At 36.6% G+C, this 13,003-nt stretch carries 11 protein-coding genes; 10 read left to right on the plus strand and 1 reads right to left on the minus strand.

Translation table 11 applies throughout. The features are described from left to right. Window positions 1–65 precede the first annotated feature (65 nt). The 5 genes from IJ535_RS00115 (at window position 66) to IJ535_RS00135 (ending at window position 6,429) form a co-directional block, all read left to right on the plus strand. Complete coding sequence (locus IJ535_RS00115) at window positions 66–761, plus strand: polyphosphate polymerase domain-containing protein (RefSeq protein WP_294297063.1); 696 nt, start codon at window positions 66–68, stop codon at window positions 759–761. A gap of 10 nt (window positions 762–771) precedes the next feature. Then, complete coding sequence (locus IJ535_RS00120) at window positions 772–1,467, plus strand: DUF4956 domain-containing protein (protein ID WP_294297066.1); 696 nt, start codon at window positions 772–774, stop codon at window positions 1,465–1,467. A 2-nt stretch (window positions 1,468–1,469) separates the two neighbouring features. Continuing rightward, window positions 1,470–3,017, plus strand: coding sequence for a carbohydrate-binding domain-containing protein (locus IJ535_RS00125; RefSeq protein ID WP_294297068.1), 1,548 nt, complete (start codon window positions 1,470–1,472; stop codon window positions 3,015–3,017). A gap of 91 nt (window positions 3,018–3,108) precedes the next feature. After that, on the plus strand, window positions 3,109–4,557 hold the full coding sequence (gltX, locus tag IJ535_RS00130; protein WP_294297071.1) for a glutamate--tRNA ligase: 1,449 nt from the start codon (window positions 3,109–3,111) through the stop codon (window positions 4,555–4,557). Between the two features lie 48 nt (window positions 4,558–4,605). Further along, entirely contained in the window at window positions 4,606–6,429 is a 1,824-nt protein-coding gene (locus tag IJ535_RS00135) for an ATP-dependent helicase (protein ID WP_294297074.1), read from the plus strand. Here IJ535_RS00135 and IJ535_RS00140 read toward each other — a convergent pair. Next, window positions 6,405–6,713, minus strand: coding sequence for a DUF1292 domain-containing protein (locus IJ535_RS00140; RefSeq protein ID WP_294289960.1), 309 nt, complete (start codon window positions 6,711–6,713; stop codon window positions 6,405–6,407). The two genes, IJ535_RS00135 and IJ535_RS00140, sit on opposite strands and share 25 nt — an antisense overlap. 141 nt (window positions 6,714–6,854) lie before the next feature. On the opposite strand from IJ535_RS00140, the gene IJ535_RS00145 reads away from it, so the two are divergent. The 5 genes from IJ535_RS00145 to dprA all read left to right on the plus strand — a co-directional run bounded on the left by IJ535_RS00145 (window position 6,855) and on the right by dprA (window position 12,986). Continuing rightward, complete coding sequence (locus IJ535_RS00145; RefSeq protein WP_294297076.1) at window positions 6,855–8,708, plus strand: alpha-amylase family glycosyl hydrolase; 1,854 nt, start codon at window positions 6,855–6,857, stop codon at window positions 8,706–8,708. After that, the gene (locus tag IJ535_RS00150) at window positions 8,709–9,242 is read left to right on the plus strand and encodes a DUF5662 family protein (protein ID WP_294297079.1); all 534 of its coding nucleotides are present in this window, start codon (window positions 8,709–8,711) and stop codon (window positions 9,240–9,242) included. It abuts the gene before it with no gap. Window positions 9,243–9,262: 20 nt separating this feature from the next. Next, window positions 9,263–10,270: a tryptophan--tRNA ligase gene (gene trpS, locus IJ535_RS00155; protein WP_294297085.1), complete on the plus strand. Its 1,008-nt coding sequence runs from the start codon at window positions 9,263–9,265 to the stop codon at window positions 10,268–10,270. An 89-nt stretch (window positions 10,271–10,359) separates the two neighbouring features. After that, the gene (locus tag IJ535_RS00160; protein ID WP_294297089.1) at window positions 10,360–11,892 is read left to right on the plus strand and encodes a YifB family Mg chelatase-like AAA ATPase; all 1,533 of its coding nucleotides are present in this window, start codon (window positions 10,360–10,362) and stop codon (window positions 11,890–11,892) included. Next, entirely contained in the window at window positions 11,892–12,986 is a 1,095-nt protein-coding gene (gene dprA / locus IJ535_RS00165; RefSeq protein ID WP_294297093.1) for a DNA-processing protein DprA, read from the plus strand. Before IJ535_RS00160 ends, dprA begins: the two co-directional genes overlap by 1 nt. The last annotated feature ends 17 nt before the right edge of the window (window positions 12,987–13,003 follow it).

The raw sequence follows: 13,003 nt of genomic DNA on the forward strand, positions 1-13,003 counted from the left end.
TATGTTCACTTTACCCATTTAAATTAACAGTACAAGATAGTTGAGCCAATTAAAGGAGTTAAAAAATGGGACAAATACAAAAAGTATTTAATCGATATGAAAAGAAATTCCTGCTGGATGAAGAAACATACAATGATTTCAAGCGTGAATTAGATGAATACATGGTTGAAGATGAATATGGGCTTCACACAATTAGAAATATATATTATGACACTCCTACAGATGAGCTGATACGAACATCTATAGAAGGACCTAAGTATAAGGAAAAATTTAGAGTAAGGTGCTACGGAACCCCAACATACGATAGCATGTGTTTTTTGGAAATAAAGAAAAAGTACAAAGGTCTAGTAAATAAAAGGCGTGTGGCAATACCAATGGAGGAGGCTGAGCAATATCTTATTCACGGTAAGCTTCCATCAAATCCAAATCAGATATTTAAGGAAATAGATTATTTCTTCAGTCATTATCCATTAGAACCTAAGCGCTACATTGCATACGATAGAATAGCAATGTTTGGAAAAGAAGATCCGGAATTTAGGGTGACCTTTGATATAAATATCAGAAGTAGAGATACTAACCTGACATTATATAGTGATGAAGAAAATGAATATCTACTTGAGAAGGGCACAAGGCTTATGGAGGTAAAAATATCAGATGCCATGCCACTTTGGTTTGCAAGACTTTTATCAAAATATGAGATTTATCCTACTTCATTTTCAAAGTATGGAAATTTCTATAAAAAACAATTAAAAGAAGCGTAAGGAGAAAAATATGGAGTCATTATTAACATCATTATTAGGAACCACCACAGCTGAGGTGGAAATAACAAATAGTATAGCTATTATCTATACTATAGCAGCTGGAATACTTGGGTTACTCATTTCCTTAACATATATGAAGACAGGCAGCAAGATATCTAAGAATTTTGCCAGAACCCTTATAACCTTGCCGATTCTTGTATGTGTTGTGCTCTTGGTTGTGAATGGCAATTTTGGTACATCTATTGCAGTTTTGGGTGCTTTTTCATTGGTAAGATTCAGGTCTTTGCAGGGAAGCTCCAGGGATATAAGCTTTATATTCTTTTCAATGACTGTTGGTATTGTATGTGCTGTTGGTGAGATTATTCTAGCAGCAACACTTACAGTATTAATCTGCGGAATCTATTTTGTATTAAATGCCATTAAGTATGGTGCAAATAGTGCAGAGGAAAAAGATTTGAGGGTAACAATTCCAGAGAACTTAGATTACAGTGATATTTTTGATGATTTGTTTGCTAAGTACACAAAGGAGCATAAATTAATTGCAGTAAGAACTACTAATATGGGGTCTATGTATGAGATAAACTATAGAGTAAAGCTCTTAGATGAGAAGGAAGAAAAGAAGTTCTTAGATGATATCAGAATGAGAAATGGAAATCTCACTGTTATTTGTGGTAGATGTGATGTAAATGAAGCAGAGGAGTTGTAATTATGAAGAGAAGATTTGTATTAAGCTTATTTGCAATAATGATGGTGGCATCCCTTGTGGCCTGCGGCACGAATACTTCAAGTACAACAAAATCCACAAGTGCAGCTGCTGAAACTGTAGCTACAGCTAGTGATGATAGTAGTGAAATATACAAAGCTCTCACTATTAAGACTGACTGGGAAGAGGCTGCAACAATAATATTTTCTGAATCTGATGTTACTATTGATGGAAGCGGAGCAGAAAATAAAGATGGTGTTATCTACATTACAGCAGGTGGCGCATATACCCTTACAGGAACATCATCTGATGCTTCCATAGTGATTGATACAGAAGAAAATGTAAAGCTTATATTAAATGGTGTAGATTTAACTAGCACTAATGGTCCTGTGATATATGGTAAGCAGGTTAAGAATCTATATGTAGAGCTAGCTGATGGAACAACTAATAATCTATGTGATAGTAGTAACTATGAGACTGATTCTACTACTGGAGAAGAGATTGGCAAAGGCGTTATTTCCTGCGAGGATGATTTGATTATCTTAGGAGATGGAACACTTAACATAACAGCTAATCATAAGCATGGTATTGTTTCAGATGATAAGTTATATGTTGAGGCTGGAAATATAAATATTACATCCACAGGAACAGATGGAATACACGCTAATGATTTGGTCTGCATTGATGGAGGCGCTCTTCAGATAACAGCAGCAAGCGATATTATTGAAAGTGAGGATATCCTGGTAATCACAGGAGGAACCATTACAGGCTCTAGTGATGATGAAGGCATCGAATCTAAGAATGCCGTTTATATTAACGGAGGTACAATAGATATTTCTGTTAAGGATGATGGAATAAATGCGGCTACATATCTAGAGATAAATGATGGTACTGTAAATGTTACATGTGCTACAGGAGATGCCTTAGATTGTAATGGTAATTATGAAGGATGTATCGTAATAAATGGCGGTAATGTATATGTAGTTGGCGGTAACAGTCCAGAAGGAGGAATTGATGCAGACAATTCCAGCGCAATCATTAATGGCGGTGAAGTGATTGCCATAGGAGATGTAAATAGTCCTATATCAGAGGATAGTTCCCAGGTGACTGTAGTATATGGAAGTTTTAATAAGGGTGAGACAATAGAGATTAAGGATTCTGATGGCAATGTGGTATTTTCTACCACACCAGAGGTTTCTGGAAACACAATGATTATATCAAGTGCTAATATAATTACTGGTGCAGATTACACAATCTATGCAAATGGCACAGAAGCAATTTCCTTTACAGCTGATACTACTGTAGTAGATGCAGGTGGTCAGGCTAATGGCATGGGCGGCATGGGAGGACATGGCGGCATGGGAGGCCAAGGAGACCAGCGAATGGGAAATGGAGAAAGACCAGAAGGCTTAGATGGTGAGATGCCAGAGGAATTTAATGGCCAGCGCCCAGAAGGAGAACGTCCACAGATGGATGGAAATAAGGGCGAATTTAAGCAAAATAGTATAGAACAAGATAATTTAGATGACCTTGATGAAATAGAGAATCTTTAAGGTACTTGAAAAAATTAAAAATTAGTATAGAATAGTTTAGGATTGCAAAGTTTTTTGCAATCCTAAATTTAGTATGTGAGAGGAAATATAAATGAGTAAGGTAAGAACACGTTTCGCACCATCACCAACAGGTCGTATGCATGTTGGTAATCTTCGTACAGCTCTTTATGCATATTTAGTAGCTAAGCACGAGGGAGGAGATTTTCTTCTTAGAATAGAAGACACTGACCAGGAGCGCCTTGTTGAAGGTGCTGTTGATATTATTTATAGAACACTTGCAGCAACAGGTCTTGTACATGATGAAGGTCCTGATAAGGATAAGGGCGTTGGCCCTTATGTTCAGTCTGAGCGTCAGGCCGCAGGCATTTATCTTGAGTATGCTAAGAAGCTTATTGAAAAGGGTGAGGCATATTACTGCTTCTGTGATGATAAGCGTCTTGAGGAGTGCAAGCAGGTAATTGGCGGTAAGGAAATCCACATCTATGATAAGCACTGCCTTAACCTTTCAAAGGAAGAAATAGAGGCTAATCTTGCAGCTGGTAAGCCTTATGTTATTCGTCAGAACAATCCACGTACAGGCACAACCACTTTCGTAGATGAGCTTTACGGTGAGATTACTGTTGATAATGCAGAGCTTGATGATATGATTCTTATCAAGTCTGATGGATATCCTACATATAACTTTGCTAACGTAGTAGATGACCATTTGATGGGAATTACACACGTAGTTCGTGGTAACGAGTACATTTCATCATCACCTAAGTACAATCGTCTTTACGAAGCATTTGGCTGGGAAGTGCCTAAGTACATCCACTGCCCACTTATTACTAACGAAGAGCATCAGAAGCTTTCTAAGCGTTCAGGTCACTCTTCTTATGAGGATTTAATTGAGCAGGGCTTTTTAACAGAGGCAGTTGTTAACTTTGTAGCCCTTCTTGGCTGGTCACCAGAGAATGATAACGAGATTTTCTCATTAGAGGAGCTTGTTAAGGAATTTGATTATCACCGTATTTCAAAGTCACCTGCAGTTTTTGATATCACAAAGCTTAAGTGGATGAACGGTGAGTACATGAAGGCTATGGACTTTGATAAGTTCTATGATATGGCTCTTCCTTATCTCAAGGAATATATCAAGGGAGATTACGACCTTAAGAAGATTGCAAAGATGGTTCAGACTAGAATTGAAATCTTCCCAGACATCAAAGACCATGTTGATTTCTTTGATGCAGTACCAGAGTATGACAGCTCAATGTATACTCACAAGAAAATGAAGACTAATGAGGAGTCTTCACTTGCAGTTCTTAAGGAACTACTTCCTGTTCTTGAGGCGCAGGATGATTACTCAAATGATGCTCTTTACGCACTTCTTTCAGGATTTGCAGCAGAGCATGGATATAAGAATGGATACGTGCTTTGGCCAGTTCGTACAGCTGTTTCAGGTAAACAGATGACACCTGGTGGTGCAACAGAGCTTATGGAGATTCTTGGTAAGGAAGAATCTATCAAACGTATCAAGGCAGCTATCGAAAAGCTATCTTAAACAGGTTGGGGAACCTGATATTTTGGTAAGTCGACTATTAGGAGTTTTATGGAACTAAATAATAGTCAGCAAAAAGCGGTAATGAAAAAGGAAGGACCATGCATGGTTTTGGCAGGTCCTGGCAGTGGTAAAACCTACACGCTAACCTGCAGAATAATCAAGCTTATTGAATCTGGTGTCCCGGCTAACGAGATTTTAGTTATTACATTTACAAAAGCAGCAGCAATTGAAATGAAGGAACGTTTCCAAAGGTTATCAGATGATGTATATCCTGTGACCTTTGGTACGTTCCATTCTTTGTTTTGGGGGATTTTACAAAAGGAATTAGGATATAAGTCTACGGATATTCTTATGGGAAAACAAAAAGAGCAGCTGATGTATACAGCATTTACATCCATAGATAACAGGTGTGAAGATAAAATGCTTTTAAATCTTTTTTCCATGGAACTGTCTACCTTTTATAATTCAGCTAAAAATATAGAGGAATATGAGCCTAAATATATTGAGAAGAAGGATTTAATTGAGTTCGCAAAGGCCTATGAGGCATTAAAAAATAAATATCATGTAATTGATTTTGATGATATGCTGCTTAAAACCTATAGGTTATTTAAATCTAAGCCTAATGTATTGTATAAATGGCAAAACAGGTTTTCATATTTCTTGATTGATGAAATGCAGGATATGAATGATGTACAGTTCGAACTTATTACTATGCTTGGGCAAAGGACTAAAAATATTTTTTGCGTAGGGGATGACGATCAATCTATTTATGGCTTTAGAGGTGCTAATCCTAAGGTGATGAATAAGTTTGTAAAGCGCTTTGAAGGAACTGAGACAATAGTGCTTGATTATAATTACAGAAACCCTAAAAACCTTGTAGATTGCGCTCATAAGCTAATATCAAAAAATACCCTCAGGTTTCAAAAGGATATAAAAAGCACTTCACCAGATGGAAAAATAAGCATCAATTGCTATGAGAATGAATTTATAGAGGCTAAGGAAGTTTTAAAAACTATAAATGGATTGCTACAGGATAACACTTCACTTAATGATATTGCAATTTTATACAGAAATCATTCTGATGCCAGGTTTATGGTAGATGCTCTGATTAATGAGAACATTCCTTTTTATTTAAAGGAGAAAATGCCTAACATATACAGTCATTTTGTTATCAGTGACATGGAAGCCTATTTTCAAATAGCCGCCTATAACTCCACCAAGGAAAGACTACTTAGAATTATTAATAGACCTAATAGATATTTACATAGAAGGGCTGTGGAGGAAGGATGTGATTTAAAGGGCATGCTTAGATTTTATCAAGACAATCAAAATGCCCACAGGCAGGTGGAGGCTTTAATTAATGATATTAATCTTATATCAAAAATGAGTCCTGTATCTGCAATTAACTATATTAAAAATATAATAGGCTATGGACAATATTTGAAAGAAGAAGCTGTTAATGCTGGGATGTTAGAGGCGGAATACATTGATGTTTTGGATTTCCTTACAGGAGTACTTAAAGAATGCAAAACCATAAAGCAGGCTATTGATAAGCTTAATATATTAAAGCTCAAGGTCGATTTTGAAAACAAGAATAATGAAAAGGATAAGAAAAATAAAATAGGACTTTATACCTTACATTCGAGTAAAGGCTTAGAATTTGAAAATGTATTTATCATTTCTGCAAATGAAGGGATTATACCAACAAATAAGGCTGATTCAAAGGAAGAGATAGAAGCAGAGAGAAGATTATTCTATGTTGGAATTACCAGGACAAAGAAAAATTTATATCTTAGCTATACAAATAAAAAGAATCGGGACAAATCCCGATTCCTTACTGAACTAGATTATTCCTCGATGCTTTCACCGTAAAGCTCGTCGAACTTAGCAGAAACAGCGGCGTATTCTTCATCTGATTCAATATTATCAAGTGAAGGTGCGCCTGTTTCGTCTTCAAAATAGCGATAGATATATACTTCGCCTTCCTCGTTTTCTTCACCATTTTCATCAAGAGGTAAAAGGACTATATAATCCTGATCATTCAAATCAAAGATTGTAAGAATCTCACATGTTACCTCGGAACCGTCATCTAGATTAAGTGTGACAACTACGTCATCATCTTCGTTGTCTACTGGGAAAACTTCATTTTCGTCCATATTTGCTTCCTTCCTAATAAATTATTTGTTTAAGCCATGTCCTTATGATATAATTCATCAGGAATATTGTCTAGTGAAAATATAAATTTTGATTGAAAATATGTGTATTATTACACTGTTGCGATGAAACGAGGCATACTTATGAAGGTAACTAGAGGGGATTTTAGAGATTTTGGTTCTAGAATCATAAAAAAGAATTCTATTAATATCACAGTATCTATTGCGCCTACTGCAAAGAAGGCGGCAATTCTTTTGTTTGACAAAGCTTCAAAGAAAAAGCTTAGTTGTATAGAATTAACACAGGAATATTCAATGGGTAGGGTTTATTCTGTTGAAATTTCAGATATTGATGTAGATAAAATTTGTTATTTAATAAAAGAAGATGAAAAGGCTTATATTGACCCTTACGCAACAGCTGTAATTGGTCGTGATACCTGGGCTGACGAAAAGGGAAGAAAGCCTTATGATTACAAGGTTTATTCAGGTATTTCTCATTTAGAGAAGCCTTGGAAGGATACAAATATTTATATCGAACCTACTGATATGGTTATTTATAAGCTTCATATCCGTGGATTTACAGCTGGCATGGGCATGAGCGCTTCTAGGGTAGGCTCGTACAAGGGTGTTTTATCAAAGCTTGCATATCTTAAGGAGCTTGGTATTACCAGCATTGAGTTTATGCCTCTTTATGATTTTGAAGAGCTGTTTTTAGAATCTAAGATGGTAATCTCTCCTAAGGGAAAGGTTTCAGAGACTACAGAGTATACAGGAAAACGCAATTACTGGGGTTTTGGAGAAGCTAATTATTTTGCCCCTAAGGCTTCGTATTTTGGAGGGGCTGATAAATGTGTGGATTCAATGCGCGATATGATATCTACTCTCCACAAGAATGGCTTTGAAGCCATTATGGAAATGGCTTTTAGTAAGGATACAACACATGAAATGATGTTAGAATGCCTTAAGTATTATGTTAAGTATTTCCACATTGATGGATTTCACATTGTTGGTTGCAATGCCCCTATAGAGCGTATTGCAGATGATCCATTCCTTTCTGATACTAAGATTTTCTATGAATATATCCCAGAGGAAATCCTATGTAAGGAAGCTGGCAGAAAGCACTTATTTATATATAATGATTCATTTATGAATGTTACCAGACAGATAGAAAATCACATGAATGGAAGCATGGTTCAGTTTGCCAATCACATGCGAAGACAAAATTCGGCCTATGGTTTTGTTAACTATATGGCTAATGTTAATGGCTTTTCTATGTGGGATTCCTTCTCTTATGGGGAAAAGCATAATTTTGATAATGGTGAAGAAAACAGAGATGGTACTAATACCAATTTCTCCTTTAATTATGGAATAGAAGGAAAAACAACTAATCGCATTATTAATGCTAATCGATTCAGAGAAATGCGTAATGCATTTACTGCACTTATGCTGGCACAAAGCGTACCGCTTTTTGTTGCTGCCGATGAGGCCGCTGCGACACATTTTGGAAATAACAATCCATATTGCCAGGATAATAAAACAGGCTATACTGTTTTTTCTAAAACAAAGAGTAAGGAAGAGCTTACAGGCTTTGTAAAAGAGCTGGTTAAGTTTAGGAAGAATCACAAGTGCTTAAGGGGTGAGACACCTTTTCTTATGAACGATTATAGACATTTAGGCTTGCCTGATATGTCATTTCACGGAACAGAGCCTTGGATGATGTCTATTGGAGAGGAACAGAAGGCTCTTGGTGTTTTATATAACGGAGCTTATGTGGATGAAAACGAAGAGGTTTTTGTATGCTATAACTATCACTATGATGATGTTAATATGGCACTTCCTCTATTGGCGCCTGGAAAGCGATGGCGTCTTTGCTTTAATACAGCTAAGTATGATGGTGATTTTTCACCAAAGCCAATCCATGATCAGCAATCAATAAATGTTCCAGGAAATTCCATTAGCGTTTTAGTTGGAATTAAGATGAAGAAGGGTGCTAATTAAATGAAAGCTTGGGAACATTTTAAAACAATTACACATCATAGACATCTTGTAATGAAAGGATGCTTTGCAGTAGGGCTATACAAACAAGGACTATTACATGATTTATCTAAATACAGCCCTGTGGAGTTTTTGGTTGGAGCTAAATACTATCAAGGTGATAAGAGTCCTAACAACGCTGAAAGAGAAGATAAGGGAGTATCACTTGCCTGGCTTCATCACAAAGGCAGAAATAAGCATCATTTTGAATATTGGATTGATTACGCTTTAGATGGAAAATCAGGAATGGCTGGTATGAAGATGCCGGTTAATTACGTAGTGGAAATGTACTGCGATAGAGTGGCAGCTTGTAAGAACTATCAAAAGGATGCTTACACCGATGCCAGTGCCCTTGAATACTATAATAGGGGTAAGGCCAAGTATCTTATGCATGAAGAGACAGCAAGGCTTTTAGAGGATATGCTTACACATCTGGCTAAAGAAGGAGAAGCAGCTACTAATGAGTATATTCGAAAGAATATACTTCATAATAAATAATGAATTTGGAGACTAGTATTATGGAAAAAGAAAGAAAAGTATTATATTCGGGTATGCAGGCTACTGGAAAGCTTACCCTTGGAAATTATATTGGAGCCCTTAAGAACTGGGTTAATCTTAATGAGGAGTATGATTGCTTCTTTGGCGTAATGGATTTACATTCACTTACAGTTAGACAGAACCCTACAGAGTTCAAGCAGAATGCAAGACGTATTTATACTCAGTATGTGGCAGCAGGCTTAGATCCTAAGAAGAACTGTATCTATTTTCAGTCACATGTACCAGCTCATGCTGAGCTTGGCTGGGTTTTAGATTGCTTTACATATATGGGCGAGCTTAACAGAATGACTCAGTTTAAGGATAAATCTGCTAAGCATGCAGATAATATTAATGCTGGTTTATTTACATATCCTGCATTAATGGCTGCTGATATTCTTTTGTATCAGACTGATTTAGTACCAATTGGAGCAGACCAAAAGCAGCATCTTGAAATCTGTAGAGATGTGGCAGATCGCTTTAATAATATTTATGGTGATGTATTTACAATTCCGGAGGGATACTTCCCTAAGGCTGGTGCAAGAATTATGTCCCTTGCAGAGCCTACAAAGAAAATGTCTAAATCAGATGAAAATGCTAATGCTACAATCTACCTTATTGATGATAGAGATACAATCATCCGCAAGTTTAAAAAGGCAGTAACTGATTCTGACGCAGAGGTTAGATATGATGTGGAGAATAAGCCAGGTGTATCTAATCTTATGGAAATCTATGGTGTTGTTACAAATAAGACTATGGATGAGGTTGCAAAGGAATTTGAAGGTAAGGGCTATGGCGATTTTAAGGTTGCTGTAGGTGAAGCTGTTGCAGATATGCTTGATCCATTCCACGCTAGATGCGCCGAGCTTGAAAGTGATAAAACATATATTAACGAATGCATTAAAGAAAATGCTGAGAAGGCATCTTATTTTGCGAATAAGACACTTAGAAAGGTTCATAAGAAGCTTGGTCTTACAGAAAGAATTCGTTAAGTTATAAAACAACTTGAACAAAAGACAGGAGTATGTTAATATAACTCCTGTCTTTTCTTATATATCTTATACTATTCCAAGGAGTTTAATTGTATAGTATTGTAAATACCGCTACCATTTATGGTATCGATTCAAAGCTGATATCTGTAGAAGCAGATATTTCTGAAGGTATGCCTATTTTTGAGATGGTGGGCTACCTATCCTCAGAGGTGAAGGAAGCAAAGGAGCGAGTGAGAGCTGCACTAAAAAATGCAGGTTATGCACTTCCTATAAAGCGAATCACCATTAATTTATCACCAGCTAGTATTAGAAAAACAGGAGCAGGCTTTGATTTGCCTATCGCAGTGGCCATTTTATCGGCAATAGGCATAATTGAATGCGAAAAGCTTCCATCTATATGCCTTTGTGGAGAAATTGGCTTAGATGGCAAAATACAGCCTATAAACGGTGTGCTATCAATGGCCATAGAAGCTAAAAAGAATAATTTTGAGATTTTGATTGTTCCAAAAGGAAATCTTTTAGAAGCAAGACTGGTTACAGGCATTAAAAGTATAGGTGTTGAAAATATAAGCGATGTGATTGAGCTTATGAATGAAGGCATCTTTGAAGAGAAGGAGCTTGAGACAGGATTTGATGTAAAACCATCCCAGGAGGAATATGATTTTGCCATGATTAATGGACAACAGGCTTTACGAAGAGCCTGTGAAGTTGCAATTTCAGGTATGCATAACATGCTTATGGTAGGCCCTCCTGGCGCTGGTAAATCTATGATTGCAAAATGTATTCCATCTATTTTGCCAAAGATGGATGATAAGGAGCAGCTGGAGCTTTCAAAGATATATTCAGTTTGTGGTATGTTTGATGAAAGAAAGGGCTTGATTCAAGCCAGACCGTTTAGGAGTCCTCATCATACAGTATCAGCCCAGGGGCTTGTTGGGGGCGGACATAATCCCCATCCCGGGGAAATCTCACTGGCTCATAGAGGTGTATTATTTTTGGATGAGCTAACAGAATTTAATAAAAGCACATTGGAAATACTTAGGCAGCCTTTAGAAGATAAGCAGGTGAATATTTCCAGGGCAGCAGGAAGCTTTACATTTCCGGCAGATTTTGTACTTGTTGCAGCAATGAATCCATGCTCTTGCGGATACTATCCGGATTTGAATAGATGTCATTGTACACGCTTGTCTATTCAAAGATATTTATCCAAAATATCACAGCCTCTTTTAGATAGAATAGATATTTGTGTTGAGGCGCCAACTCTTAATTTTGCTCAAATATCTATGAAGCAGAAAAATGAAAGCTCTTACGATATTAGAAAAAGAGTAATCGCCTGTCATGAAATTCAAAAAAAGAGATATGCAGATTATGATTTTAAATTTAACAGTCAAATTCCTAGTGGATTGATAGATAAGTTTTGCATTCTTACAGATGAGCAAATTCAATATATGGAAGCTATGTACGAAAAATATTCTCTTACCGCAAGAACCTATCACAAGGTATTAAGGGTGGCACGTACCATTGCCGATATGGATTTAAGTGAGAATATTTGTTTAGAGCATCTGCAGGAGGCTCTTTGCTATAGAGGCTTGGATAAGAGATACTGGGAGGAGGGGATTTAATGGAGAACATTCACTACCAGTATTGGTTTATGAAAAATGAAGATATCACCTATGGCAAAAAGCCAAAGCTGATAGAATATTTTTATGATTCGTATAATCTGTATAATGCCTCTAAAGCAGAGCTTATGGCCACTAAACTTTTAGATAAAAAGACAATAGATAAATTTTTAGAGGGCAGGAAAAAATTTGATTTAGAAAAGGAGTATTACGAATTTTATAACTCTCCATTTTCATTTATCACAGTGGAAAATGATAAATATCCTGAAAAACTAAGGAATATTTATGATTATCCCTATGGTCTGTTTTATATTGGCAAACTTCCTGATTTTAACAGAGCCGTATCTATTGTTGGTGCAAGAAGATGTAGTGCCTATGGGAAGAAGATGGCACTGGAGCTTGGAGAAAAGCTTGGGCTAAATGGCTTTACTGTAATCAGTGGAATGGCAAGAGGGATAGATGCATATTCCCATCGAGGTTGCCTTGATAGTGGTGGAAACACTGTGGCGGTTTTGGGAAGTGGATGTGATGTTGTTTATCCAAGTGATAATAGAAATATATATGAAGAAATAGTTGCATCCCAAGGAGCTGTAATTTCTGAATATCAAATGGGAGCAAGCCCATTAGCTTTAAATTTCCCAAGAAGAAACAGAATTGTTTCAGCTTTATCTGATATAGTGATAGTTGTTGAAGCAAGAGATAAATCAGGCTCACTGATAACTGCTGACTTTGCACTAGAGCATGGAAAGGATATTTATGTAACTCCTGGTAGAGTTGGAGATTCACTTAGCACTGGTACCAATAAGCTTATATCCCAGGGTGCTGGTGTAATATATAATATTGATGCATTTGTAAACGAGCTGCTAAATTATTACGGGCAGCCCAAAAGTGAGCTTAATAGAAAAAAAGAATCTTTAAATCTAACAGCTGAACAAAAGAAGGTGCTGTGCATGTTTGATGAATATCCTAAAAGCCTTGCTACAGCCTTAGAGGAAAGTAACATGGATTATTTAAAGCTTTTATCAACTGTGCTTTCATTGGAAAGACTAGGTGCGCTGTCTGAAGTCTTCAAAAATAATTACGTAAAAATGATATGATTTGTAGCTAGTTTTTA

Origin of the sequence: Pseudobutyrivibrio sp. (genome assembly GCF_017471675.1) — a bacterium.
In the GTDB taxonomy this organism is placed as follows: domain Bacteria; phylum Bacillota; class Clostridia; order Lachnospirales; family Lachnospiraceae; genus Pseudobutyrivibrio.